The sequence below is a fragment of the Cupriavidus sp. 8B genome, from assembly GCF_054589115.1.
On record NZ_BAAILO010000299.1, the window covers coordinates 125,210 to 150,315 of the forward strand.

Annotated in this window: 20 protein-coding genes; 8 read left to right on the forward strand and 12 right to left on the reverse strand. The window is 63.2% G+C overall.

The window, feature by feature from the left end:
• Nucleotides 1–90 precede the first annotated feature (90 nt).
• Together ACYP5B_RS30100 and ACYP5B_RS30105 are read left to right on the forward strand one after the other, a co-directional pair.
• Complete coding sequence (locus ACYP5B_RS30100; protein WP_267602460.1) at nucleotides 91–675, forward strand: NADPH-dependent FMN reductase; 585 nt, start codon at nucleotides 91–93, stop codon at nucleotides 673–675.
• The gene (locus ACYP5B_RS30105) at nucleotides 672–1,517 is read left to right on the forward strand and encodes a pirin family protein (RefSeq protein WP_459572095.1); all 846 of its coding nucleotides are present in this window, start codon (nucleotides 672–674) and stop codon (nucleotides 1,515–1,517) included. The genes ACYP5B_RS30100 and ACYP5B_RS30105 overlap by 4 nt, the downstream gene beginning before the upstream one ends.
• Nucleotides 1,518–1,678: 161 nt before the next feature.
• On the opposite strand, the gene ACYP5B_RS30110 is transcribed toward ACYP5B_RS30105, so the two are convergent.
• The 5 genes from ACYP5B_RS30110 to ACYP5B_RS30130 all read right to left on the reverse strand — a co-directional run bounded on the left by ACYP5B_RS30110 (nucleotide 1,679) and on the right by ACYP5B_RS30130 (nucleotide 10,389).
• The gene (locus ACYP5B_RS30110; RefSeq protein ID WP_459572096.1) at nucleotides 1,679–2,830 is read right to left on the reverse strand and encodes an MFS transporter; all 1,152 of its coding nucleotides are present in this window, start codon (nucleotides 2,828–2,830) and stop codon (nucleotides 1,679–1,681) included.
• 357 nt (nucleotides 2,831–3,187) lie between these two features.
• A complete protein-coding gene (locus ACYP5B_RS30115) occupies nucleotides 3,188–3,643 on the reverse strand; it encodes a hypothetical protein (protein ID WP_400097947.1) in 456 nt (151 codons plus the stop codon).
• A 330-nt stretch (nucleotides 3,644–3,973) separates the two neighbouring features.
• On the reverse strand, nucleotides 3,974–4,888 hold the full coding sequence (locus ACYP5B_RS30120; protein ID WP_459572097.1) for a bestrophin family protein: 915 nt from the start codon (nucleotides 4,886–4,888) through the stop codon (nucleotides 3,974–3,976).
• Between the two features lie 155 nt (nucleotides 4,889–5,043).
• A complete protein-coding gene (locus ACYP5B_RS30125; RefSeq protein ID WP_459572098.1) occupies nucleotides 5,044–7,845 on the reverse strand; it encodes an ATP-dependent Clp protease ATP-binding subunit in 2,802 nt (933 codons plus the stop codon).
• A gap of 270 nt (nucleotides 7,846–8,115) precedes the next feature.
• The gene (locus ACYP5B_RS30130; protein WP_459572099.1) at nucleotides 8,116–10,389 is read right to left on the reverse strand and encodes an FdhF/YdeP family oxidoreductase; all 2,274 of its coding nucleotides are present in this window, start codon (nucleotides 10,387–10,389) and stop codon (nucleotides 8,116–8,118) included.
• A gap of 345 nt (nucleotides 10,390–10,734) precedes the next feature.
• On the opposite strand from ACYP5B_RS30130, the gene ACYP5B_RS30135 reads away from it, so the two are divergent.
• Nucleotides 10,735–11,001 carry a hypothetical protein gene (locus tag ACYP5B_RS30135; protein ID WP_459572100.1) on the forward strand — a complete coding sequence of 89 codons (267 nt, stop codon included), beginning with the start codon at nucleotides 10,735–10,737 and terminating at the stop codon, nucleotides 10,999–11,001.
• Between the two features lie 38 nt (nucleotides 11,002–11,039).
• Here the strand turns inward: ACYP5B_RS30135 and ACYP5B_RS30140 are convergent, their stop codons facing one another.
• Nucleotides 11,040–11,981: a tyrosine-type recombinase/integrase gene (locus ACYP5B_RS30140; RefSeq protein WP_459572101.1), complete on the reverse strand. Its 942-nt coding sequence runs from the start codon at nucleotides 11,979–11,981 to the stop codon at nucleotides 11,040–11,042.
• Between the two features lie 475 nt (nucleotides 11,982–12,456).
• On the opposite strand from ACYP5B_RS30140, the gene ACYP5B_RS30145 reads away from it, so the two are divergent.
• From ACYP5B_RS30145 to moaA, 4 genes are all read left to right on the forward strand, one after another.
• Nucleotides 12,457–13,899 carry a cytochrome ubiquinol oxidase subunit I gene (locus ACYP5B_RS30145; protein ID WP_459572102.1) on the forward strand — a complete coding sequence of 481 codons (1,443 nt, stop codon included), beginning with the start codon at nucleotides 12,457–12,459 and terminating at the stop codon, nucleotides 13,897–13,899.
• A gap of 13 nt (nucleotides 13,900–13,912) precedes the next feature.
• Complete coding sequence (gene cydB / locus ACYP5B_RS30150) at nucleotides 13,913–14,920, forward strand: cytochrome d ubiquinol oxidase subunit II (protein WP_400097934.1); 1,008 nt, start codon at nucleotides 13,913–13,915, stop codon at nucleotides 14,918–14,920.
• Nucleotides 14,920–15,057 carry a DUF2474 family protein gene (locus ACYP5B_RS30155; protein WP_459572103.1) on the forward strand — a complete coding sequence of 46 codons (138 nt, stop codon included), beginning with the start codon at nucleotides 14,920–14,922 and terminating at the stop codon, nucleotides 15,055–15,057. The genes cydB and ACYP5B_RS30155 overlap by 1 nt, the downstream gene beginning before the upstream one ends.
• A 213-nt stretch (nucleotides 15,058–15,270) precedes the next feature.
• Nucleotides 15,271–16,371 carry a GTP 3',8-cyclase MoaA gene (gene moaA, locus ACYP5B_RS30160; protein WP_459572104.1) on the forward strand — a complete coding sequence of 367 codons (1,101 nt, stop codon included), beginning with the start codon at nucleotides 15,271–15,273 and terminating at the stop codon, nucleotides 16,369–16,371.
• 17 nt (nucleotides 16,372–16,388) lie between these two features.
• On the opposite strand, the gene ACYP5B_RS30165 is transcribed toward moaA, so the two are convergent.
• The 6 genes from ACYP5B_RS30165 to ACYP5B_RS30190 form a co-directional block, all read right to left on the reverse strand.
• The gene (locus ACYP5B_RS30165) at nucleotides 16,389–16,655 is read right to left on the reverse strand and encodes a transcriptional regulator (protein WP_400097928.1); all 267 of its coding nucleotides are present in this window, start codon (nucleotides 16,653–16,655) and stop codon (nucleotides 16,389–16,391) included.
• On the reverse strand, nucleotides 16,642–18,102 hold the full coding sequence (locus ACYP5B_RS30170; protein WP_459572105.1) for an aminotransferase-like domain-containing protein: 1,461 nt from the start codon (nucleotides 18,100–18,102) through the stop codon (nucleotides 16,642–16,644). Before ACYP5B_RS30170 ends, ACYP5B_RS30165 begins: the two co-directional genes overlap by 14 nt.
• A gap of 97 nt (nucleotides 18,103–18,199) precedes the next feature.
• Entirely contained in the window at nucleotides 18,200–19,411 is a 1,212-nt protein-coding gene (locus ACYP5B_RS30175) for a molybdopterin molybdotransferase MoeA (RefSeq protein ID WP_400097924.1), read from the reverse strand.
• Nucleotides 19,405–20,295 (reverse strand): formate dehydrogenase accessory sulfurtransferase FdhD, encoded by an 891-nt coding sequence (fdhD, locus tag ACYP5B_RS30180; RefSeq protein WP_459572106.1) that lies wholly within the window; start codon nucleotides 20,293–20,295, stop codon nucleotides 19,405–19,407. The genes ACYP5B_RS30175 and fdhD overlap by 7 nt, the downstream gene beginning before the upstream one ends.
• A gap of 157 nt (nucleotides 20,296–20,452) precedes the next feature.
• The gene (locus ACYP5B_RS30185; RefSeq protein WP_440938198.1) at nucleotides 20,453–20,899 is read right to left on the reverse strand and encodes a phosphate-starvation-inducible protein PsiE; all 447 of its coding nucleotides are present in this window, start codon (nucleotides 20,897–20,899) and stop codon (nucleotides 20,453–20,455) included.
• Nucleotides 20,900–20,915: 16 nt separating this feature from the next.
• Nucleotides 20,916–23,243, reverse strand: a complete 2,328-nt coding sequence (locus ACYP5B_RS30190; RefSeq protein ID WP_459572107.1) for an FdhF/YdeP family oxidoreductase — start codon at nucleotides 23,241–23,243, stop codon at nucleotides 20,916–20,918.
• A 448-nt stretch (nucleotides 23,244–23,691) separates the two neighbouring features.
• On the opposite strand from ACYP5B_RS30190, the gene yjjJ reads away from it, so the two are divergent.
• Nucleotides 23,692–25,017 carry a type II toxin-antitoxin system HipA family toxin YjjJ gene (gene yjjJ / locus ACYP5B_RS30195; protein ID WP_459572108.1) on the forward strand — a complete coding sequence of 442 codons (1,326 nt, stop codon included), beginning with the start codon at nucleotides 23,692–23,694 and terminating at the stop codon, nucleotides 25,015–25,017.
• Nucleotides 25,018–25,106: the final 89 nt, after the last annotated feature.

Below are 25,106 nucleotides of genomic sequence, written 5' to 3' on the forward strand. Positions count from 1 at the left end.
ATGCAGGCACTTCCATAATCTGACCAACGGTCGGTAGGTCGACCGCTTACACCTTCCCATCGTCACCCCGCCCCTCTTCCAGGAGTAGCCATGACATCACATCAACTCCGCATCGGCATCATCGTCGGCTCCACCCGCGAAGGCCGTTTCGGCGATAAGCCCGCACGCTGGATCCACGAGATCGCCCGCCAGCGCTCCAATCTCGACGTGGAGCTGATCGACCTGCGCGATCATCCCCTGCCCTTCTTCGACGAGCCAATGTCGCCAGCATGGGCGCCGGTGAAGAACGAGGCGGCGCTGCGCTGGGCCGACAAACTGGCAACGCTGGATGGCCTGATCGTAGTCACGCCCGAATACAACCATGGCCCCAGCGCGGTGCTCAAGAACGCATTCGACTACGCCTACCAGGAATTCGGCCGCAAGCCGATCGGCTTCGTGGGCTACGGCGGCGTAGGGGCGGCGCGGGCCGTGGAGCAGATGCGCCTGGTGGCGATTGAAATGCAGATGGCACCGGTGCGCAACGCCGTGCATATCGGCATGGTCGAGTTCCTCGGCATCTGGCAGCAGGGCAAGCGTTTCGAAGACTTCCCCCACCTGGCGCAGGCAGCCGACGGACTGCTCGACGACATCGCCTGGTGGGCCAAGGCGCTCAAGACTGCAAGAGAGGCCGCATGAACGCTCTCGCCGGCAGGCCGCGCGCCATTGTCCATCGCACGCACGGCAACACGCACGGACCGATCACGCGGCTTATGAGTCCGGGCGACCTGGGCCAGCGTCTCAAGCCGTTCGTGTTCCTCGATCGCTTCAGTTTGCAGGCGAGGGCCGGCCAGGCCTTCGGCATGCATCCCCACTCGGGGATCGCCACGCTGACCTACTTGACCGAAGGCGACACGCTGTATGAAGACTCGACTGGCCAATACGGTGTGTTGCCCGCCGGCGGCGTCGAATGGATGCGGGCTGGCGGCGGTGTCTGGCACACCGGGGCGCTTGCGCCCGGGGTGACGCACGTGCATGGCTTCCAGCTCTGGGTGGCCTTACCGGCCGCGGAGGAAAATGCCCCGGCCCATAGTCTCTACCTTGCGCCGTCACAGGTGCCGCAAGAGGGACCGGCGCGCGTCCTGCTCGGCCGCTACGGTGCGGCCCAAAGTGCCATCCCGGCACCGGCGCCAATCAACTATCTGGCGGTGCGCCTGCAAGACGGCGAGCGCTGGATTTACCAGCCGCCGGTTGGCCATACGGTGGGTTGGGTCGCGGTCGACGCCGGTCGGCTCGACGCGGGCGACAGCGGTGGCCCCATCGGTACCGGCGAACTCGCGGTGTTCGAAGAATCCGAAGGCGCGATCGGCCTCGTCGCCCGCGGCGAGACCGCGTTTGTCCTGGGCTCGGCCGTCAAGCATCCCTACGAACTGGTGACAGGCTACTACTCCGTGCACACGAGCCCGGCGGCTCTTGCGCGGGGAGAGGCCGAGATCCGGCGCATCGGCGCGGGCCTGCGGGAAAGGGGGCAGCGGGCCTAGCAGCCGCGCTTGAGGACTTCCGAGCGGAAGGCTTCTTGCGGTACGCCGGTCCACTGTCGAAGGTCGCAGGGGAGGCGGCTAGCGAATCGGAAGCGGCTTTGGCCCAAGCCATGCAAGCGCTGGCGATTTTCGGCGCCAATGGCGAAGTTCTGGAGAGTCGGTCAAGTCATTTGCAGCCGTCGGTTGCGCGCGACGAGAAGGATTAGCGCGATGGTGGCGACACAAAAAGCCGCGCCCGCATAGAACGTGAAGGCTGCGCCCAGCCGGTCCCACAGCAGGCCTGCCAGCACGCTGGCGACGAGCAGGGCCAGCCCGCTTGCCAGATTGAAAAGGCCGTACGCCGTTCCACGCAGGTCGTTGGGCGCGGTGTCCGCCACCATCGTGGCAAGCAGGCCTTGTGTCATGCCCATGTGCAGGCCCCATAGCGCCACACCCGCCAGGGTGACCGCCCAATGGGTGCCGAGCGCGAGCACAAGATCGGCGAGCACCAGCACGACCAATCCCCAGGTCAGCAGCGTCGTATGACGCAGACCATCGGACAGCTTCCCGAACGGATACGCTGACAGCGAATAGACGAGGTTCATCGCCACCAGGACCACCGGTGCCAGATAGAGCGCCAAGCCGACCTGCTGGGCACGAAGCACCAGGAAGGCCTCGCTGAAGCGCGCTAGCGTAAAGACGGCACCGATTGCGACCACTTGCCAATATGGCCGTCCCAGCCGAGTCAGGTTCGCCCATTTGATGGGGTTGGTGCGCTTGACGCCGCCCTGGGGCTCCGGCTCCCGCACGCCAATCATGAGCAGCAATACCGAGAGGATGCCAGGGATAACCGCGACCCAGAAGACGGCCCGGAAGTCGTTTGCCCAGAGATACATCAGGCCGATGGCGATCACGGGCCCCAGAAGTGCTCCCACGGTGTCCAGCGATTGCCGCAGCCCAAACGCGGCACCCCGGAGATGGGGCGGCGCGATGTCGGCCACCAGCGCGTCGCGGGGCGCCCCACGCATGCCCTTCCCGATCCGGTCCGTGAGACGCGCCGCCAGCACGGTCCCCACCCCGGGGGCCAGCGCAAACAGGGGCTTGGACAGTGCCCCGAGCGCGTATCCGGCGACGGCGAGTCCCTTACGCTTGCCCAGGTAGTCGCTCAAGGTGCCGGAAAACACCTTGACCATTAGCGCGGTTGCCTCCGCGACACCCTCGATGAGTCCAACGTAGAAGGCGCTGGCGCCAAGTGTCGTCACCATGAAGACCGGCAGCAAACTGTGAATGATCTCCGACGAGATGTCCATCAAGAGGCTGACGAAGCCCAACATCCATATGCCTGACGGAATCTGGCTCAGTGTACGAGTGGAAGCGGCCACGGTGACTCCCTTGTTACTCCTTTGTTGCCTGATTGAGGCTCCCGCCGCGGCGCAGCATGAGTAAGAGGGTGAGTCAGGGCCAACGCGAGCATGCTGGCGCTCTATCCGCCTGGATCGGAGTCCAGCCATGCCGAAGCCCGGGAAGGTGACCATGCCGATGCATGAACTGGACCGGTTCAAGGTGTGCTGCGGTATCGCGAAGACCCTCCAAGCAGGCTCGGCCGCGACAAATAACAGGCAACAACCCCGCGTTGTCGAACGCCACGCCATCGGCGTCCGCGACCTGCCCATATCATCGCCGCCCGAGCACTACAGCAGATCAATTTGCACCAATGTATGGCAGTAGTCGTAGGCGGCCTCACCGTGCGGACCATTCGTCGGCCCTCCGAAGCCAGGGGTCAGTCGTAGGTCCCGGAGTATTTGGACCGTGAGCCCGAGCGTCATGTGCGGACGCCAACCGCTCGCGGGTTTCGCGACACGAAGGATGTAATAGCCTTTGCAGGCCTCTACCGCGAAGGGGTCGGTTCCCGACGGTGGCGTCACGTGATCGACCTCGACGATTTCGAATTGGCCCGTACCGGTGACCTCGGTGTGCTCGACGTTCCGGAACGCTCCGAGGTCGATCGCCCTAAAGCTCTTGATCCCAAGACCCGACACGCCCAGGCCGCGCACGTCAGTTACGCAAACCTTGAGGTAGATCGCCTGCTCCATGGCGCCAGACTGGAGGCCATACTTGTCCAGAACCGCCTCGACGCGACTGACCATGACGCCCTCCTTTCCCTATCGATCCACCCTTGACAGAATCACTACTAGCAAATTCCCGGGACTTTTCAAGGGACATTTCGAAGGCGGCGAATTCGTCATTGGCTTCACCCGGCCAACGGCATTCGACAGGCCCCGCACGTTGGTTGCATGAGGCAACCTGCGAGGCGCCGTTACGCCTGGTATGCGCCGGCGAAGGCGTCGCCGAGCCAGCTCATGTCTCCGCCCCGCTCGCATGCCCAATGGACAGCCGACTCGACCGAACCATGAGGGCGTGCGCGATCGTGACTTCGCTGGGAACCCACTCGGATACGCAGACGGCGCAACTCGACCCTAGGTTAGCTGATACAACGGATCGGGTACCTTTTCTTCCGGAATTTCACGATTACAAAGCTCAAGTAGCGATCGCTCGATATTTCTCGTGATTGCGTCGAGCGCGAGCGCGTTTGGAGCCATACTAAATGGCTCCGACACTTCTTCGGCTATCGCCTCCAACGCAATTAACGTGTAGGCGACGAAAACGCTGATTATTGGAGTAAACAGTTCCGTCGAGTCGACAAGGCCAAACGGGAGCATTATGCAATATGCATATACCGTGCGATGAAGCAGGACGCCATAGGAGAATGGAATTGGAGTGGATGCGATTCTCTCGCACCCTCCAACTGTTTTTTCCAGATCGTTTATCCGGGCGTCGAACATCCATAGCTTCGTGTCAAAAGTCCGCTCACCCAATTGAAGCCGACCAAGCTTGCAGCGAATATCATTGAGAATCGCGATCGGCTGATAATGTTTTGAACGCAATCTTTCCGCCGCCTCCCGGCCCAGAAGTCGATTTAAATCCTGCATCGGATCCGTTTTACGAAGCTGGTGCTTCAGTGCATAGACAAATGCAATAAGACCATTGACCAGCTGCACACGATCCGCACGGTCATCATGGATGTAGCACAATACCTGCGACGTGAGCGAGCGCGAGGCGATGAGTACGCTGCCCCAAAGATGCCGCGCTTCCTTGTAGCGCTCATAGCTGGCATTGTTCCTGAACGCAAGAAAGATCGTTAGCGCCACTCCGAAGAGTGTGAAAGGGGCGGTATTCAGTGGAATCTTTTCGCCCAGGATACGTCCTTGGGTGAGGACCGCAAAGCCGCTCACAACAGCCAGGAAAAGTAGCTGCGGAATGATTGACAGCAATACGGAGCCGTTCCACACGAACAGCATGCTGAACCAATTCTTCTTTGGCCGCACGATCATAATATTTTCTTGATTTTTAAATAATACCCACGTGGACAGCCAAATTCCTGATGAAATCAGTCCACGTCACACTTGCCGCTCGCATTGCCGGGAGGCACGCGCCCGGCCTATTCAGCCTGAGCGCCCGCCTCGATCGGGCCCGCACTCACCATTAGTCAAGGAGGCGGAGGCGGCGCGGAAACGGAAGAATCGGGGTTACCTGAAGGCTCCGGACTATTTCCTGCCGTAGATTGAGCGCTCGTCGTGCCTGGCTTATTCACCTTGGCTTTCCGAGCCACCGCGGCCTTATTCAGTATCACCTCACCCTTATCCTTGTCAAAGCCCAGCTCGACACTATCACCCGATTTCAGGCCGTCGCCGAGAATCTCCTTCGCGAGCCTCGTTTCGACCTTCTGACGAATCTGGCGCTTCAGTTCGCGTGCACCGAACTCCGGCTGATAGCCTGCCTCGACCAGATGATCGATGAGTGAAGCGCAGAGCGTCACCGTGATGTCCTGTGCTGCGGCGGTCCGCACCACCCTTTCGAGCTGAATCTGCACGATCGAGCGGATGTTCTCTCGCGAAAGCGCATGGAACACGATGATATCGTCGATGCGGTTCAGGAACTCAGGACGGAAGTGGCCCTTGAGAACCTTCATGAGTTCGTCGCGCAACGCCTTGTCGGTGATGCGGGAATCCTCAGGGCGCTCGAGGTTCTCCATGATGATCGCTGCGCCAAGGTTGCTGGTGGCAATGAGAATCGTGTTGCTGAAATCCACGACACGCCCCTTTCCGTCGGTCAGGCGACCGTCGTCAAACACCTGCAGCAGCACGTTGTTCACGTCGGGGTGTGCCTTCTCGATCTCGTCGAGCAGAATCACGCTGTAGGGACGTCGCCGGACGCGCTCGGTCAGTTGCCCCCCTTCGTCGTAACCCACATATCCTGGGGGCGCGCCAATGAGCCGTGCAACCGCATGCCGCTCCATGTACTCGGACATGTCGATACGGATGATCGCCTGTTCATCGCCGAACACCGTTTCCGCCAGCGCCTTTGCCAGTTCGGTCTTGCCGACGCCGGTGGGCCCCAGGAAGAGGAACGTTGCAATCGGCCGGTGTGCTTGACCGAGCCCTGCGCGTGACAAACGCACTGCGTCGCTGACCGCGACTACGGCTTCCTCCTGGCCCACGACGCGTTCGCGCAACTTGGCTTCCATCTTCAGGAGTTTTTGACGCTCTTCCTGAGTGAGGTCAGTAACCGGAATGCCCGTAAGGCGAGATACCACCTGGGCGATTGCCGCGACCGTTACCTCAAGCGTCTGCGAGCCTGTCTTGCGCTGCCAAGCCTCGGTCAGGTCGTCGAGCCGCGTTTGCTTCTCCTTGATGCGTTCTTCAAAGTCTTTCGCCTCATCGTAGCGCTTGCGCGACGACGCATAGTCTTGCTCTCGCTTGATCTGTGCGATTTCCGCTTCGAGTTCCTGGATATCGGTTGGCCGCGATGTCGAGCCGATGCGCACACGCGCAGCCGCCTGGTCGATCAGATCGATGGCCTTGTCTGGCAGAAAGCGCGACGTAATGTAGCGGTCTGAAAGCTCGGCAGCGGCGACAAAGGCATCGTCGGCAAACGTGACCTGGTGGTGTGCCTCAAGTTTGTCGCGCAGGCCGCGCAGGATGATGATGGTCTGCTCAACAGTTGGCTCCGGCACGAGCACCGGTTGGAAACGTCGCTCAAGCGCGGCGTCCTTCTCGATGTATTTCTGGTATTCGTTGAGCGTCGTTGCGCCGATCAGGCTCAGTTCGCCGCGCGCAAGCGCGGGCTTCAGCACGTTCGCGATGTCAAGGCCGCCTTCGCCGCCGCCCTGCCCCGCACCCACGATTGTGTGCAATTCGTCGATAAACAGGATCAGCTCGGCGTTCTTCGCGGTCACCTCGTCTATCAGCTGCTTCGCACGTTCCTCGAATTCACCGCGATACTTCGCACCGGCAACCATGGCGTTGATGTTCACCTCGACGAGGCGCTTGTCGCGCAGCACCTCTGGCACGTCGCCATTGACGATGCGCTGCGCGAGGCCTTCGACAATCGCAGTCTTCCCAACCCCCGGCTCGCCGATCAGCACCGGATTATTCTTCTTGCGCCGGGCAAGGACTTCGATCGTGCTCTCGATTTCCTGCGCGCGACCGAGCACCGGGTCGAGCTTGCCCTGCCGCGCCATTGCCGTAAGGTCGCGGCCGAACTTGTCGAGCGTCGGGGTGCCCGTCGGCGTATCGACTCGGCCGTCCTCCGCGCCCTTGCCGACGAGTTTCACCACCTTCTGGCGCAGCACCTCGGGCGTCACGCCGTACTTCTTCAGCAGAGTCCCCGCGATGCTGTCCGGGACGGCGGCAAGGCCGATGAGCAGATGCTCCGGGCCAACGTACGAATGTCCCAGATCACGCGACGCCTGAAACGCGTAGAGAAAGGCTTTCTTCAGGCGCGGAGAAATCGTCATTCTATCAATCGGTGCATCCGGCTCGGCAGGGCCCGTTTGCGCATGCTTGTCGATGTACCCCATGATGTCCTGCGGCGAGAGCTTCAACTCCTTGAGCAACGCGGTCCCGACGTCAGTATCGGCAAGCACGTACAGCAGATGCTCTGTATCAAGCTCATTGCGACGCAGTTCGTGGGCTTTCTCTGCCGCGCGCTGCAGGAGTTCAAGAGTCTGCTCGCTGAACGCATCGGTGACATCCACGGATTCACGCGGCACCTCTGCAGCCAGCCCCGAATCCTCGGCCTCATGATCCATCACGCCCCCCAAACCATCGAAGAAACGAGACAAGCCACCACCCAATAGCGAGTCGAACGGATTCATCATGCTCTGGTGGCGCAGCAACTGGCGATAGTCATAGTCGCAGATTGACATCGATTTGCGCTGACCGTTCTGCACAACCGCGACCCGCGCAACGGCTGGGCGTGCATTGCAGATTTCACAAAGTGTCGACATGATGGATTCATCTCCATAGTGAGGTATCGCAGGATGCCGCCACGCGCGCAATTGACGCGGGAGGCGCCGCGATCTAGCCGCGGCACCTCCCCATGGCGGCATGAGGATCTGGCTCCCCCGGGCCGATTCGCTTCTCTGCTGCCGACTCCACTCGGCGACATCGAAATGACACACGTACTCAAGAAGTGAGGAGACGTGCAACGCCCTGCCCGTGGATGAGCAGGTTTAATTGTGTGACCTCCTGCCAAGTGGCTTGGTCCTCGCCGCAAATCACGTCACTTCCGAGCGCACCACACGCACCGGAACTGACTTGTAGGACGGTGTGCCACTATCCTCATCGATGTAGTCGAGCGGCACTAGTTTGTTCGCTTCGGGATAGTAAGCCGCGACCGAACCGGCAGAGATGTCATGCTCGATTGCGGTAATTTTTTCAACCCGAAGCAACCTGCCCGATGTAATCGTCTCGATATCGACCAGATCCCCATGCTCCAGGCCACGCGCGGCCAGATCCGCTTCGTTCATGAACAACACATCACGCCGACCGAACACGCCCCGATACCGGTCATCCATTGCATAGATGGTCGTGTTGTATTGATCATGGCTGCGGATTGTCACGAGGCGCAACACATCGTCGGCCTGGACTTCCTTGTCTTCGTGCAGCCCTTTGAACACGAAGAACATGGCTTTTCCTGATGGTGTTTCCCATTTTCGCTCAGTGGGCGGAAGCGGCATGCGAAATCCTCCCGGAACTCGAACGCGCTCATTGAAATTCTCGAATCCCGGCACAGTCTTCTCGATCAGATCGCGAATCCTGTCATAGTCTGCAGTCAATGCAAGCCATGACACCCTGCTGTTCGGCAAGGTGGCGGTGGCAATGCCAGCCACGATCGCTGGCTCGGATCTCAGGAACTCGGAAGCGGGCGTAAGCTTCCCGGCTGAGGCGTGAACCATCGACATCGAATCCTCTACCGTCACCGATTGGGGCCCAGTCTCCTGCACGTCAAGTTCGGTGCGACCCAGGCAGGGCAGCAAATAGGTTTCCTTTGCCACCAACAGATGCGTGCGATTGAGTTTGGTGCCGACGTGGACACTCAAGTCGAGCCTGCCCATGGCGGGGAAGCACTGATCAGGATCAGGCAGCGCGACCGCAAAGTTTCCGCCCAGGCAGATCAATGCCTTGGCCGTGCCTGCAATCATCGCTTGCATGGCCCTGACGGCGTCATGCCCATGCTGGTCGGGCGGCTTGAACCCGAATACTTCCTCGATTTTTGCAAGAAAGCGACTCGACGGCTTCTCGGTAATGCCAACCGTCCGATTCCCCTGCACATTTGAGTGACCTCGCAATGGGCAAATGCCGGCGCCAGGTTTTCCAACGTTGCCGCGCAACATCAGCAGATCGCACAGCAGACGGACATTCGCAGTGCCTTCATTGTGCTGCGTGACACCCATCCCGTAGCTGATGATCGTGGCATTCGACTTTGCATAGGCAGCCGCGACCAGTTCAAGATCCGCGCGGCCCAGTCCACTGGCCTTCTCGATATCCGGCCATTCCGTGGCCTCGAGATCATCAGCAAGCGCGTCAAATCCTTCGGTATGCGTAGCGATGAACTCGTAGTCGAGGACACCGCCCTGCCTGGCTTCCAGGTCCATCAACGCTTTCATTACGCCTTTGATGGCAGCCGCATCCCCCCCGGCCTTAACCTGGAAATAGGACGATGCGATTCTCGTGGAACCGTAAGTCGCCATTTCAAGCATGTTCTGGGGGTCCGCAAAACGCTCAAGCGCTCGCTCGCGAAGCGGGTTGAATACGATAATGGGAACCTTGCGTCTTGATGCCTCGTGCAAGGTTCCCATCATCCGTGGGTGATTCGTACCGGGATTGTGTCCGATCGAGATGATGAGTTCACATTGATCGAAATCCTCCAATGAGACGGTGCCCTTGCCGATGCCGATCGATCGAGGCAGGCCAACGCTCGTCGGTTCGTGGCACATGTTTGAACAATCGGGGAAGTTGTTCGTTCCATACTCTCTTGCGAACAACTGATAAAGGTATGCGGCCTCGTTCGAAGCCCTCCCCGATGTATAGAACTCGGCCTCGTCGGGCGACAGCCCGCGGAGCACTTCGCCGATACGGGCGAAGGCTGCTTCCCATTCCACCGCGCGGAACGTGTCGGTAGCGCGGTCGTAGACGAGCGGATGCGTAAGGCGGCCCAGGTCTTCGAGTTCGTAGTCGGTTCGATTCAACAGCGACGACACTGTGTGGCTCGCAAAGAAATCGGGGCGAACCCGCTTGGTCGTTGCCTCCCAGGTCACCGCTTTTGCGCCGTTCTCGCAGAACTGGAATGTGGACAGGTGTTCCTTGTCAGGCCACGCGCACCCCGGACAGTCAAACCCATCGGGCTGATTGGTCCGAAGCAGTGTGATCGGGGCCTTGGTGGTATCCATCTGCAGGCGAATAGTCGTGGCTGTAGCTTTAAGCGCCCCCCAACCTCCTGCGGGACCATCGTACTTCCGGATACCTGGCACTTCGCGTCGATTAGCCATGTTCTCTCCACAAATTATTCCGGATATACCGGAGTAAAAGGTCGATTAATCTCAGCCACATGATTGACTATACGTAACGATACACTCGGTTTCCACCCCGGGAAAGTAAAGGTTACAAATGAAGAACAACATAGAACGGGGCTCAGTATATAAATACAATAATTCCTGGCAGTATATAAATTAACGACAATCCAATCAGTATATAAATTTCATTATCCATAGCGTTTACCAGCATTTCCGTAACATGATCCACGTACAATAATTTCTTAAAGAATGCACGCTGTCTTCTCCGCAAAGCTGGCAAACTTTCCTTCAGCCACGTGGGCGGAAAAGGCATGAACAGGCTTGACGGAAATTGACCGTGAGCCGTACTACAGACAGCTGGAAACTTCACTTTCCTGGGAGATGTCGCAAATGCAGGAATTCGACTTCTACATCAATCCGAAGAAGCCAACACTGGGGCTCTATGTGCGTAAGGGAGCAGGACTCCCCGACCTCGCCGACCCAGATCAGTGGGTGCTCGACGGCAATGTCTGGCAGACCGAGCTGCCACCCGAGATCTTGAAGGGGCTAGAGGCCAATGGCCACGCGTTTCAGGAACTGGGGGCGTGATTCAGTACGCCCCGGCGTTGATTTGCACGGAAGCTTGACTAAGCACTCAGCCGGCGATCAGCGGGCCCGGGTATGGTGGCGAGCATTCGGTCGCACGTGTGATTGCTGGTCAGCCCAAGCCGCTCTGACACGCGGTCGCGTGGTACCCCCGCAAGGAGCGCGCGCCGACAATAAGTATTTCGCAGAATCCGCGGGCTCATATCAGCCGCCCTATAGTCGATCGCCTCGAACGCATCGCGCACGATGTTTCCGAGACTCATGTCAGTGATTGGTGTGCCGGAGGGCCGCAGGGCAAAAAGCAGGTCACCAGCAATGGGGAGTGTAGCCCGCCGTACCTTCCACGCGTCCAAGGCCGGGACGGCGAAGGGCTCCAGCTGAACGGACCGGGCGACCTTCGCGCGACCCTCTGGGACAGAGAGAAATGATGAGGGGCACGAGGTGTGAAGGTCAGGAATGGTCGCGCCTCGGCCTTCTGCCGCCGTGACGCCAGCACCTAGAAACAAGGCCAGGATGGCTCGCATGCGAAGCCGTGAGACATCGTCGCCTTCAAGCGGCTGCACAAAGTCCTGCAGCCGCGCGTCCACTTCCTCTGGCAAGAAGAGTGGAACGGCCCCGTCGGAGGACCAGCTGCCATCGCGCGCCGGATCGGCGGCAGGGTTGGTCTCCCGCACACCGATCTCTACAAGGTGACGACACAAACGGTCGAGCAATTGCAGGTAGCGCATCCTTGTGGCAGACGTGTAGGTGGCCGCCTCCGGATCGCGCCAGAAGGCTTCGATATGGTCGCGATCGAAGTCTTCCAGCGTCACACCATGGGCGACCAGATGGCGCTGAAAACGGTCAAGCATCGCGCGATGCTGGACGATCGACTGTTGAGCAAAGCGGCGTTGATCTGTGCCCGCGGATTCGCGTCCTTGCCAGTCTGCATACGCGAGGGACGGATTCTTGAGCCACAGATTATTCATAGCGAACTTGATCACTGGGTTTCTTGCCTCTAAGCGCTGCCGCATCTCCGACGCAGATATCGCGCGAACAATGCGAAAGCAGCGCCCCGGCGGCTGGACTACTCGCGCGCTGACGGTCACACGAAGCACGAATATGTGGCGCCCGGCTGCCAGCCGTTATGAGAATGGTAGAAAACAACGACGCGCCAACCGGAGTACAGAGAAGCCCTCCCATCAACAGAACAGTTCGATCTCTGCAGCTGTGACTGCTCCTGCTGATCCAGGTCCTGGCGATGGCCTTGCGCGTCTGGCCATGACTGTGATCCTGCGCAATAGCGCCATCTGTATGGCTGCAAGGCGCCTGGCAAGCGCTTCTTCCGGCTTGCGCAAACTGAGCTTTAGCGGTTCGGCCAGAACTGTAACCTTTGCGGGCGGGCTGTAGTCCCTACGCTTGTCCCTAGTGTCGCGCGACACGCCGTCTGCCGGCGGCAACCCCACGGAGAGCACATCGATGCACGGACTCACAGCGCTGGAACTCGCTCGAATCCAGTTCGGATTCACGGTTTCCTTTCACATCCTCTTTCCTGCCATCACGATCGGGCTGGCATGTTTCCTGGCCTTCCTGGAAGCGCACTGGCTGCGGACCCAGGACCCTGTGTACAGGACCCTGTACCAGTTCTGGATCAAGATCTTCGCCCTGAACTTCGGCATGGGGGTCGTTTCCGGCCTGGTCATGGCCTATGAGTTCGGCACCAACTGGTCATTCTTCTCGCAGTTTGCCGGGGGCATTACGGGCCCGCTGCTGACCTACGAGGTGCTGACCGCCTTCTTCCTGGAAGCGGGTTTCCTCGGCGTCATGCTGTACGGCTGGAACCGCGTCGGGCCTGGGCTGCACTTCTTCGCCACGGTGATGGTGGCGCTCGGCACCATCATTTCTTCCACCTGGATCATCGCTTCCAATAGCTGGATGCATACGCCAGCGGGCTACGCCATCGTCGCCGGCAAGGTGGTGCCGACCGACTGGCTTGCCGTGATCTTCAACCCCTCGTTCCCCTACCGCCTCACGCACATGGTCATCGCCGCGCTGCTGTCCACGGCACTGTTCGTGGCGGCGTCCTCGGCCTGGCAGCTGCTGCACGGCCGGGCAGTACCCGCTGCCAGGAAGATGCTGTCGATGGCCCTGTGGATGGTGCTGGTCACAGCGCCGCTGCAAGCGGTGGTGGGTGACGCCCACGGCCTGAACACGATCGAGCACCAGCCCGCCAAGATCGCGGCGCTCGAGGGGCACTGGAACACCGCCGCCAAGGACGACAAGGGCGGGTTCCCGTTGATCGTTTTCGGCATCCCGGATATGGAACGCGAGGAAACACGCTACGCCATCGAGATCCCGCGCCTGGGCAGCCTGATCCTCACGCACAGCCTCGACGGCCAGATCCGCGGCCTGAAGGACTTCCGCAAAGAGGACCGCCCCAATGCCACCGTGCTGTTCTTCACCTTCCGTACGATGGTTGGCCTGGGCGTGCTGATGATCCTGTTCGGCGTGCTGGGATGGGTGCTGCGCCGCAATGGCGCCGTGTACCGGTCCCGGGCCTTCCTGCGGCTTGCCGTCCTGATGGGCCCCACCGGCCTGATCGCGCTGCTTGCCGGCTGGATGACCACCGAGCTCGGCCGCCAGCCCTGGGTCGTCTACGGCCTGCTGCGCACCCGTGATGCCGTTTCCGCACACGAGGCGGCACCGGTCGCGCTGTCGCTGGCCCTGTTCGTGGTGGTCTATTTCATCGTCTTCGGCGTGGGCATCCGCTACATGCTCAAGCTGGCGAGCGCCGGCCCCACCGCCGACGCGCACGAAGAGCCCCCGCCCTACGGGCCGGGCAGTGTCGGCGCCGTTCCTGCCGCCATCACCACGGCCCCCGCATCCAACGCCATGGCCCCGCACGGCCAGCGCAAATCCTGAACAGGTGATCACCATGGGCATCAATCTTCCCGTTATCTGGGCCGGCCTGATCTTCTTCGGCGTGATGATGTACGTCATCATGGACGGCTTCGACCTCGGCATCGGCATCCTTTTCCCCTTTGTCGGCGACCGCTATGACCGCGACGTCATGATGAATACCGTTGCGCCGGTCTGGGACGGCAACGAGACCTGGCTGGTGCTCGGCGGGGCAGCGCTGCTCTGCGCCTTCCCGCTGGCCTACTCGGTCCTGCTCAGCGCGTTCTACCTGCCGCTGATGCTGATGCTGCTCGGCCTGATCTTCCGCGGCGTGGCCTTCGAGTTCCGCTTCAAGGCGAGCGACCGCAGCCGCCCCTACTGGGACAAGGCCTTCTCGTGGGGCTCGGTGGTCGCCGCCTTCTTCCAGGGCGTGATGCTGGGCGCCTATATCGACGGCATTGCCATGAAAGGCACCACCTACGCCGGCGGCGCCCTCGACTGGCTGGCGCCGTTCCCGATCTTCACGGGCGTGGGCGTGGTGATCACCTACGCCTTCCTTGGCGTCACCTGGCTCATCATGAAGACCGAGGGGCGGCTGCAATGGACCATGCTGCGCGTGGCCAACGTGCTGACGGGCGTGATGCTGGCGATGATCGCGGCGGTGAGCGTGTGGACGCCGCTGACCCATCCGGGCATCGCGCAACGCTGGTTCTCGCTGCCCGATCTCTTCTTCTTCCTGCCCGTGCCGCTGCTGGTGCTGGCTTCGGCCGCCGGCATCTACCGGGCCCTGCGCGGACGCCCGAACGTGTCGCCCTTCCTGTACGCGCTGCTGATGATCTTCATGGGCTATACCGGGCTTGCCATCAGCGTCTGGCCCAACATCATCCCGCCGTCGGTTTCGATCTGGGATGCGTCGTCCGCCCCGCAAAGCCAGGGCTTCGCGCTGGTCGGCACCCTGTTCATCGTGCCGATCATCCTGGCCTACACGTCCTGGTCCTACTACGTGTTCCGCGGCAAGGTCCGGCGTGGAGAGGGGTACCACTGATGGCCAGGATCATCCAACCACGGCTCAGGGCCCGGCTTGGGTGGCTGCTGGCGCTCTGGCTGGCGGGCGTCGGCACGGTCTTCGCCTTTGCCTGCCTGATGCGGCTGGTGATGCGCGCGGCCGGGCTCTCCCACTGAAGCCATGCCGCATTCCCAGCGTCAACTGGCGCTTCAGGGGGCACCCGCTGCGGCGCCCCACCCAACTGTTCTGCTACCTGGCCCGGCGATTTGTACGCCTGCCGGGCAGCCATCCATCCCTAGTATTGGCGGCATGGCAAGGCAGCCAGGCGCCACACCGGCCGCCCCGCTGCCGCGCCATGCCCCCACGCCATTGCTCCAGGGAGATTCGCCATGCAACCAGCGCTTGTGCAACCAGGTTCCGCCGCCGTCAGCCTTGAGGCACTTGTACCGGCCCGGGCATCGGGCGCCTGCCGGGACCAGTTGGGCCGCCCGCTGCGGGACCTGCGGTTGTCCGTGATCGATCAGTGCAACTTCCGCTGCACCTACTGCATGCCCAAGGCGCGCTTCGGGCGCGACTATCCGTTCCTGTCCCCCGAGCAACGCCTGTCCGATGTGGAACTGCTCCGGATCGTGCGGGCCTTTGTCAGCCTTGGCGTGGAGAAGGTGCGCCTGACCGGCGGCGAGCCGCTGCTGCGCAAGGGCATCGAGTCGCTGGTCGAGCGCATAGCCGCCCTGCGCACCGTCGACGGCGGCCAGGTGGAAGTGGCAATGACCACCAATGGCAGCCTGCTTGCCCGCAAGGCCCGCTCGCTGCGGGACGCGGGCCTCGGCCGGGTCACGGTCAGCCTGGACAGCCTGGACGACCAGATCTTCCGCGCCATGAACGACGTCGATTTCCCGGTCGGCCGCGTGCTGGAGGGGATCGAGGCGGCATGCGCCGCGGGCCTGGCGCCGGTCAAGGTCAATTGCGTGGTCGAGCGCGGCACCAATGACGCACAGGTGCTGCCGCTCGTCGAGTACTTCCGCGGCAGCGGCGTCACGCTGCGCTTCATCGAATACATGGACGTGGAAGGCCCCAGCGCGTGGTCCCGGTCCCGCGTCGTCGCCTCCGACGAGATCCGCGGCATCGTCGAGCGCGCGCATGCGCTGGTACCAGTGGCAAGGCGGGACGGCGAGACGTCCAGCAACCATGCGCTGGCGGACGGCAGCCTGAAGCTGGGCTTCATCTCCAGCGTGTCGCACCCCTTCTGCGGCGATTGCACCCGCGCGCGCGTTTCGGTCGACGGCCGGCTCCACCTGTGCCTGTTCGCCACGAGCGCCGTCGACCTGCGCCGGCACCTGTCTGCCGCTCGCCCGGTACAAGCCGTGGCGGATGCGGTACGGCAAGCGTGGCAGGCGCGCGCAGACCGCTATTCCGAGCTGCGCGCGGGCAGGCTGGCCAGCGGCAAGCGGCAGTACCCGACGGTGCGCATGTCGCTGGTGGGCGGCTGAGCCGCGGGGCGCTGGTCTCAGGCCGGATCCGGGAAAACCTGCGCGGCAAGCGCCGCGCCGGCTTGCGTCAGGCTCGCGTGTCCGCGGCCTTCCTCGTCGATCGCGACGTCGGCCAGTCCGGCGGACTGCAGTTGCGTCAGCCCGCGCCGCAGCACGCTCATCGGCAGCGCTGCCCGCTTGGCGATCTTGGCGAGCGACCAAGGGCTGGCGCCGCCCTCGCGCCTGGCTTGGCACAGGACCACGAGGACTGCCAGGATGGCGGGATCGATATCAGCGTCTTGCATGGTCGTGGCTGTCCTCGCCCGACTGGCGGTTGCGCGCAAGCAGGTGTTGAGCGATCTTGCCCAGCGTCTGCACGGCGGACTCGATGCCGGGCGACCATTGCGCGCTGTAGTTCAGCCGGATGCAGTTGCGGTAAGTGGCCCCGGGCGCGAACATATGCCCCGGTGCAACGGTGATGCGGCGCTCCAGCGCCGCGTGGTACATCTCCATGGCGTCGATGCCCTCCGGCAGCTGTACCCACAGCACATAGCCCCCCGCTGGCCGCGACGTGGTGGTGCCCTCGGGGAAAAACCTGCGCACGGCGGCGGCCATGATGCTGGCCTGCTGCGCATAGGCCTTGCGCACCCGCCTCAGGTGGGAGTCGTAGCCATCGTTCTTCAGGAACTCCGCGATCGCCAGCTGCGGGATGGCCGGCGTGGTCAGCGTGTTGAGGAACTTGAGCCGCTCCACCACGTCCCGGTAGCGGCCCGGCAACGCCCAGCCGATGCGAAAGGCATTGGTCAGCGTCTTGGAGAAGGAGGCGCAATGCAGGACGATGCCGGCCGTGTCATAGGCCTTCAGCGAACTGGGATGGGACTTGCCATAGTAGAGCTCGCCGTAGACGTCGTTCTCGATGACGGGGATATCCTTGGCAGTCAGCATCGCCACCAGGCTACGCTTCTTTTCATCGGGCATCTGGAAGCCGAGCGGATTCTGGAAGTTGGGCATCACCATGCAGGCGGCCACTCCCTTTTCGTCGATCAGCCGCTCAAGCGCGCCGATATCGATCCCCTCCACCGGATCGGTCGCCACCTCGATGGCGCGCATCCCCAGCCGTTCGATGGCATGGAGCATCGCATAGAACGTCGGCGACTCCACCGCGATCGTATCGCCCGGCTTGGCCACCGCCTGCAGGCAGAGGTTGATGGCCTCGGTGGCGCCGATGGTTACGATCACCTCGTTCGGGTCGATGGCGTAGCCGTTCTCGAGATACCGGCGCGAGATCTGCCGGATCAGCTCCGGGCTGCCCGGCGGCAGGTCGTCCAGCATGGTCCACTTGGCGTAGCGCCGCGCGATGTTGTTGGCGTACTGGCTGATGCGCTGCCAGGGAAACAGCGCGGCGTCGGGATAAGGCGAGCCGAGCGGCACGGCCTTGTCCGAGCGGATCGAGCGCAGTGTGGAGAGCACCAGCGCGCTGACGTCCACCGCGGAAGGCTTGGCACTGGGCCGCGACGGCCGCAGCTCGATCGCCGGCTCGCCCGGCCGGGCGCGCACAAAGTACCCGGACTGTGGCCGGCTTTCGATAATGCCGCGGCTTTCCAGCGTGACATAGGCGCGGATCACCGTGGTGATGCTCATGCGGTGGTGCTGGCTTGCCTGCCGCACCGAGGGAATCCGCTCGCCGGGCAGCAAAACGCCCTGCAGCACCAATGCTTCGATATCCGCAGCCAGCTTTTCATATAGTTTCACGCCGCGCTCCCCTCGCCAGCCATTCCACTCCGGCCCGGCCGGATCGTTCCCTGCCCCGGGGCTGCCGTTGCGCCGGCTGCCCTTCGCCGGCTTGCCGTCAACTGAGCCAACGATGGAGATCATAGTACGGCAGCGGCACATTATGGAGTTGCCCTGCACTTTGCGGCCCCACACGCACAAAGCCGCTGGCCTGGCCTAGCGCCGACACGGAAGCAGCACCCTGCTGGGCATTGACCTGGACGATGCCTTCCCGGCCGCCCGGGTTGCTGACCTCGCCCACGCGCCAGAACGCGTCGCACGATTGCGTGCGCGCGCCAGCCAGCGCCGCTCGGACCAGGCTCACCGGCGGGAACAGCTCAGCCCGGCCCTGCAGCCGGCGCAGCAGCGGTGTCACCAGCAGTGCAAAGGTCGCATAGGCCGCCGCCGGGTTGCCGGGCAGGCACACCACGGGCTTGCCGCGCAGGCGCCCCACCGTCACCGGCTTGCCGGGCTTCATGTTGACGCCCCGGCAGAGCAGCTCGCCGCCCGCCGAGGCCAGCGCCGCGACTGCCAGGTCGCGCTGGCCGACCGAGGCCCCGCCGGCGACCAGCACCAGGTCGGCGTCGGACGCCAGTTCGCGCAGCATGTCATGGAGGGCGCGCTCGTCGTCCTGCACATGGCGGTGGCAACAGACCACGGCGCCCATTTCCTGCACGAGGGATTCGAGCATCGGGCCGTTGACATCATGCACCTGGTACACGTCGCGTGGTTCGTCGTGCGCCGCCACCTCGTCGCCCGAAGTCAGGATCGCGACCTCGACCAGGCGGCGGACCGGCACCTGCGCCAGGCCCTGTGAGGCCAGTGCGGCAATATGGCCGGCCTGCAGCAGCGTGCCGGCCGGCAACAGCAGGTCTGCGCGGCGCGCATCCTCGCCCTTGCGCCGGATGTGCTGGCCCGCCACGGGCGCCCTGGCGCAGGTGACGCCACGATAGCTCTCCAAGGCATCCTCGAGCGCGACGACGGCATCGGCGCCAGGCGGGATCACGCCACCGGTGTAGATGCGGATGGCATGGCCAGGCAGCAGCGGCTGCGCTCGCATGCCGGCGTAGACAACCTGCTGCAGCGGCAAGCAGGCGTCGCCGCGACAGTCTTCGCTGCGGACCGCGTAGCCATCCATGGCGCTGCGGTCCGCCGCCGGCGTGTCGATGACCGCGGCCAGGTCGCGCGCCAGCACGCGGCCGGTCAGCAGCCCCAGCCACACGGTTTCGGTTTCCGGCACCGGCTCCGCGCACATTGCGAAGACGGCCTGCGCCTCGTCAAAGCTCAGCATGCCGCGCCTCCCGCCGGAGCGCACGTGGTGTGCGCATCGTTGCCGCCGCCCGGTGTTGCGCCGGTATAGTCGACGTATCCGTCCTTGCGGCAGAAACTGAGCAGACGCAGGCCGGCCTGCTCGGCGATCCGGATTGCCAGCGAGGTCGGCGCCGAGATCGTGGCCAGCATCTGGATATTCATGCGCGCCGCCTTGCGCACCAGTTCATAGCTGGCGCGGCTGGACAGGAACACGAAGCCGTCATCCATCGCCACGCGCTGCATCGCCAGGTGGCCGATCAACTTGTCCAGGCCGTTGTGCCGGCCGACATCCTCGAATACATGCAGGATCTCGCCGCGCTCGTTGCACCAGGCCGCGGCGTGGACGCCACCGGTGGCCCGCATCAGCCGCTGGTGCGACGGCAGCGCCTCGACGGCGCGCTCGATCACCTCGCGCGACGGCGCCAGCCGCTTTGCCGGCTCCGGGATGCGCGCGGGCAGCAGGTCGAGCAGCTCGATGCTCTCGATGCCGCAGACACCGCAGCCGGTGCGGCCCGCCAGCGAGCGCCGGCGCGCCTTCATCGCGGCGAAGGCGTGCTCGCTGATCTGCAGCCGCACTTCGGCGCTGTGCCGGTGCACGCGCGCTTCCAGGTCGTGGATCTGCGCGTTGCGGCTGACGATGCCCTCGGTCAGCGAAAAGCCGACCGCGAACGCCTCCAGGTCCAGCGGCGTGGCCATCATCACGGCGTGCGAGATGCCGTTGTACACCAGGGCCACCGGTAGTTCTTCCGCCACGTTGTCGGTGGCCGGCTGCGCCGCGCGGTCCTTGTGCCGTACGATGCTGCGCGCTTCATAGCCTGAGTGTTCAACCAGTTCAACCAGTTCAACCGGTTCGGTGCAATCCATGGGAACCTCGCGAAGATTGATGCCACCCCGGCACGCGTCGAGCGCCAGGGGGCGTTGTCGGATACTGTTGGGAATGATGGTAAGCAGGGGCCGCGGCGCACGAGGGATACAGTTGCGCCAATCCGCGACATCCACAGATGCCTGCGCGCACCGCCCTTTACTCCCCGGCGCCGCTTTCCCCGTCGTCGGTGCTGGGAAAGCGGTACTGCCCGTAACGCAGGATCAGCACGCCGCAGGCCAGCATGACAACGCCGGCACACAAGGCCAGCATGTGGAACTCGGTGGACTCGTTAAAGCGCAGGATCAGGTCGCGCGCCAGCGAAACCATCGCGATATACAAGGGGAAGCGCACCGGCAGCTGGCCGAGCTTCAGGTAGCGCACTACCATCGCCAGCACCTCCAGGTACAGGAACATCAGCAGCAGGTCGGTAATCGAGACCGCGCCCATGCCCGCAACCTTCCAGCCTTCCTGTGCCATGGTGAACGTCGTTGCCAGGCCGATCACGACCAGGCCCGCCAGTTCCGCCATGCCCAGGAAGGATTCAAGGCGGGCGCGCACCAGCCCTTGGCCCGGCCGGGAGCCGGGTTTTCTGTCCAAGCTCATTGCTCTGCTGCCGCGGTTACGCCGCCGCCGCGGGCTGGCGACTGGAGGGGCTCAGCAACACCGGCACCGATTTGGACGTGGGCGTGCCACAGCCATCGCCGGTGCTCTCCAGGGGCACCAGCGGATTGGTCTCGGGATAGTACGCACCCAGGCAGCCTTGCGGAATGTCGTATTCGACAAGCACAAAGTCCTCGACGTGGCGCTGCACGCCATCGTCCCAGACACTGGTGATGTCGACATGCTGCCCCGCCTTCAGGCCAAGCAGAGCCAGGTCGGCGGGATTGATGAAGACTACCCGGCGTAAGCCGAAGACGCCGCGGTACCGGTCGTCCAGACCATAAATCGTGGTGTTGTACTGATCGTGCGAGCGCGTCGTCATCAGCACCATCAGCCGGTCGCCATATTGCTCGCGGGCACGATGGATAGGGGTGTCCTTGTCGATGCGATTGACCAGGAACTGCGCCTTGCCTGACGGCGTGTGCCACACGCGGTTGCGGGACGCAGGCGTCAGGTGGAAGCCCCCCGGCACCGCGACGCGCTCGTTGTAGTTCTCGAAGCCATCAAGGACCTGCTCGATGGCATCGCGGATGCGGGCATAGTCCTGCGCATACCAGAGCCAGTCGATCTTGTCCGAGCCAAGCGTGGCGGCCGCCATGCGCGCGACAATGGCAATCTCCGACAGCAGGTGCGGCGACGCCGGCGCGTTCATGCCAAAGGAGATATGGACCATGCAGACCGAGTCCTCGACGGTCACGCCCTGCGGCACGCCGTCCTGCTGGTCGATCTCGGTGCGGCCGAGCGTGGGCAGGATCAGCGACTCCTTGCCGTGTACCAGGTGGCTGCGGTTGAGCTTGGTGGCGATGTTCACGGTCAGGTCGCACTGCCGTAGTGCCTCGAAGGTGCGCGGCGTGTCGGGCGTGGCCGTGGAGAAATTGCCGCCCAGGCCGATGAAGACCTTGACTCTGCCGTCAAGCATCGCCGAGATGGTGTTGACCACGTCGTACCCATGCTCGCGCGGCGGCTCGAAGCCAAATGTAGCCTGCAGGCGGTCCAGGAACGCTTCCTCGGGCTTTTCCTCGATGCCCACCGTGCGGTCGCCCTGCACGTTCGAATGCCCGCGCACCGGCAGCAGCCCGGCACCGGGGCGCCCGATGTTTCCGCGCATCATCATCAGGTTGGACAAGATCTGCACCGTCGGCACGGAATGCTTGTGCTGCGTCAGCCCCATGCCCCAGCACGCGATCACGCGCTTGCCCCTGGCGTAGACCTGGGCCAGCGCGTCGATATCCTCCTGCGATACGCCCGACTCCGCGATGATGTCCACCCAGCTTTGCGCGCGCAGGTCTTCGACAAAGTCGCCGAAGCCAATGGTGTGCTCGCGCACAAAGTCCACGTCGATCAGGCGCGTGCGGCCGTGCCTCACCGCCTCGTCGTCCAGTTCGGAGAGGCGCTTGGCCATGCCCTTGATCAGGGCAAAGTCGCCGCCCAGCTTAGGCTGCACGAACATCGAGGCGATCTTGGTGCTGGAGCCGGTCAGCATCTCCACCGGATGCTGCGGGCTGGTAAAACGCTCCATCCCACGTTCGCGCAGCGGATTGATCGAAACGATGGTGGCACCGCGCCGCGCGCACTCGCGTAGCTCGCCCAGCATGCGCGGATGGTTGGTCGCCGCGTTGTGGCCAAACAGCAGGATAGTGTCGGCATGCTCGAAGTCATCCAGCACCACGGTGGCCTTGCCCGCGCCGACCGTCAGCGGCAAGCCACGGCTGGTGGCTTCGTGGCACATGTTCGAGCAGTCGGGGAAGTTGTTGGTGCCATAGGCACGCACGAACAGCTGGTAGAGGAACGCGGCCTCGTTGCTGGCACGGCCCGAGGTATAGAAGGCGGCCTGATTCGGATCGGGCAGCGACCGCAGGTGGCGCCCGATCAGCGCAAAGGCTTCGTCCCATGCGATCGCGCGGTACTTGTCGGTCTGTGGGTCGTAGACCATGGGGTGCGTCAGCCGTCCGTGCTGTTCCAGCTCGAAATCCGTTTGCGCCATCAGCGATGTGACCGTGTGCTGCGCGAAGAATTCCGGCGTGACGCGCATGCTGGTGGCCTCAGCCGCCACGGCCTTGACGCCGTTCTCGCAGAACTCAAAGGTGGAGGCGTGCTGCCGGTCCGGCCACGCACATCCGGGACAGTCGAAGCCATCCGCCTGATTCTGCTTGAACAGCATCTTGTACTTGCCACCGGCAACCTTCTCCTTGATCAGGTTGATGGCAACGTACTTCAGCGCACCCCAGCCGGCCGTTGGGTGGGTATAGGAGGAGATATGGCCTTTTTCAGGCGTCGGGGAACTCATGGCGTGGTGTCCTGTAGCGACTGGAGCGGCGTCCGGCCTGGCCCATGGGGTCGGTCCGGATCGTCGCGGTGCCACCAGATTAGGTCTCGCGGGTGTGCCCGGGTACGTACAAACGGCAGCGCTGCCCGGGAGTACAGTTTTTCGCTAGCTGCCTCTTCGCCCTAGGATGCATGCCAACCGCGCTCGTCCGCGACCGCGTCTTCTGCATCCGTTTTGCCCCCCGAGCTGGGCCAGGTGTCAGTCCAAGGCATCGACGGCGACCAGCCAGCGCAGTAAGCACCCGTGTGCGCCAACCTGCGCAACTGGCCCGCCGGCGCATGTCGAAAACATACTTTTTAGACACCTATCCAGTATCTATTCACGAATTACCTGCCAAACCATGGAATGCGACCATAATTGATTGATATATAATGATTTCTATATTTCATCATCAATTCAGTATCTATTCATGGTTGCGCATACCCCTGCTCTGCTGGACGCCCTTAGCCAAGGCCCCGCTAACGCGGGGTACCTGTGTGGGCGGCTAGGGATCAGTCAGCCCACGCTGTCGCGCCGTATCGCAGAAGCCGGCGATCGCGTTCTGCGCATTGGCAACGCCCGAGCTGTGCGCTATCTGGCACGCCGAAGCGTGGCGGGGCAGGCGCAACTGGCGCTGTACCGTGTGACGGTTGCAGGACGCATTGAGCAATGGGGTGAGCTGTTGCCGGTCCATCCGGGCTTTGTCGTACGCCAGCCTGGCCAAGACGACCGCTGGTTCGAGGGCTTGCCATGGTGGTTGCTGGACATGCGCCCGCAAGGCTTTCTTGGGCGGCACTGGGTGCGCCAGCGCGCCGCTGGGCTCGGTTTGCCCGATGATCTGCTGACCTGGAGCGACGACCACGTGCTGGCCGCGCTGGCAGCGGGACAGCATGACGTGACCGGCAATCTACTGCTGGGTGACCTGAGCCGCGACGCCTGGCTGGCACACCAGCCGGACAACATCGCCGCCGGCGAACGCGCTCAGCGCTTTCCGGGCCTGGCGGCCCAGTCGATGGCGGGCGAGCGGGTCGGCTCCAGTGCCGGCGGAGAGCAGCCGAAGTTCGCCATCCAGGTCGATGGGCAGGACGTTCTGGTCAAGTTCAGTGCCGCGCAGGACAGCGCGATCAGTCAGCGTTGGCGAGACCTGCTATTGGCGGAACATCTCGCCCTGCAGCAGTTGGTGGATCACGGTTTGCCCGCGGCCAAGAGCGAGTTGCTGGATGCCAGCGGCCAGCGCTTCCTGCAGGTCGCCCGCTTCGATCGCACCGCGCAGGGCGGCCGGCGGGGCGTGGTGTCCCTGGCTGTGCTGGATGCGGAATTCGTCGGACGCGGCCGAGGTGCTTGGCCGGCCATCACCGACGCGCTGCTCAAGCAGGATGTGATTACGGACCAGGCACACCACGATGCCGGCCGGCTATATGCCTTCGGCCGTCTGATTGGCAACACGGATATGCATTTTGGCAATCTCGCCTTCCTGCATGACGGCGCGCTGCCGCTTTCATTGACGCCGGCTTACGACATGCTGCCCATGGGCCTGGCACCCGACCGCAGCGGCGCAATGCGGGACAACCTGGACGCGCTCACGCCGCCCGCGCAGCCGCCGGCCGATATCTGGCAGGAGATGCTGCCGTCGGCCCGCACTTACTGGCGACGGCTCGCTGAGCACCCGCTGGCCAGCGCAGAATTTGCAGCGATTTCCGGACGGCAGCAGGCCTGGCTGGACGACGTCGATCGGCAACTCGAGCGCCTGGCCTAAGACAAAGCCCCGCTTCGGCGGGGCTTTCAGACTGCTGACAAACCTGGAACATTAGCCGAAGCCGCCGAACAGGCCAAAGCCGCGCGCCA

Excerpts from the sequence above, each read along its gene's own strand:
- ACYP5B_RS30100 (WP_267602460.1), top strand. The coding sequence starts at position 91 with ATGACATCACATCAACTCCGCATCGGCATCATCGTCGGCTCCACCCGC.
- ACYP5B_RS30115 (WP_400097947.1), bottom strand. The coding sequence starts at position 3,643 with ATGGTCAGTCGCGTCGAGGCGGTTCTGGACAAGTATGGCCTCCAGTCT.
- ACYP5B_RS30155 (WP_459572103.1), top strand. The coding sequence starts at position 14,920 with ATGGCCAGGATCATCCAACCACGGCTCAGGGCCCGGCTTGGGTGGCTG.
- cydB (WP_400097934.1), top strand. The coding sequence starts at position 13,913 with ATGGGCATCAATCTTCCCGTTATCTGGGCCGGCCTGATCTTCTTCGGC.
- yjjJ (WP_459572108.1), top strand. The coding sequence starts at position 23,692 with ATGGTTGCGCATACCCCTGCTCTGCTGGACGCCCTTAGCCAAGGCCCC.
- ACYP5B_RS30110 (WP_459572096.1), bottom strand. The coding sequence starts at position 2,830 with ATGTTGGGCTTCGTCAGCCTCTTGATGGACATCTCGTCGGAGATCATT.
- ACYP5B_RS30175 (WP_400097924.1), bottom strand. The coding sequence starts at position 19,411 with ATGCTGAGCTTTGACGAGGCGCAGGCCGTCTTCGCAATGTGCGCGGAG.
- ACYP5B_RS30185 (WP_440938198.1), bottom strand. The coding sequence starts at position 20,899 with ATGAGCTTGGACAGAAAACCCGGCTCCCGGCCGGGCCAAGGGCTGGTG.
- ACYP5B_RS30120 (WP_459572097.1), bottom strand. The coding sequence starts at position 4,888 with ATGATCGTGCGGCCAAAGAAGAATTGGTTCAGCATGCTGTTCGTGTGG.
- ACYP5B_RS30190 (WP_459572107.1), bottom strand. The coding sequence starts at position 23,243 with ATGAGTTCCCCGACGCCTGAAAAAGGCCATATCTCCTCCTATACCCAC.
- ACYP5B_RS30125 (WP_459572098.1), bottom strand. The coding sequence starts at position 7,845 with ATGTCGACACTTTGTGAAATCTGCAATGCACGCCCAGCCGTTGCGCGG.
- moaA (WP_459572104.1), top strand. The coding sequence starts at position 15,271 with ATGCAACCAGCGCTTGTGCAACCAGGTTCCGCCGCCGTCAGCCTTGAG.
- ACYP5B_RS30105 (WP_459572095.1), top strand. The coding sequence starts at position 672 with ATGAACGCTCTCGCCGGCAGGCCGCGCGCCATTGTCCATCGCACGCAC.
- ACYP5B_RS30130 (WP_459572099.1), bottom strand. The coding sequence starts at position 10,389 with ATGGCTAATCGACGCGAAGTGCCAGGTATCCGGAAGTACGATGGTCCC.
- ACYP5B_RS30165 (WP_400097928.1), bottom strand. The coding sequence starts at position 16,655 with ATGCAAGACGCTGATATCGATCCCGCCATCCTGGCAGTCCTCGTGGTC.
- ACYP5B_RS30145 (WP_459572102.1), top strand. The coding sequence starts at position 12,457 with ATGCACGGACTCACAGCGCTGGAACTCGCTCGAATCCAGTTCGGATTC.
- fdhD (WP_459572106.1), bottom strand. The coding sequence starts at position 20,295 with ATGGATTGCACCGAACCGGTTGAACTGGTTGAACTGGTTGAACACTCA.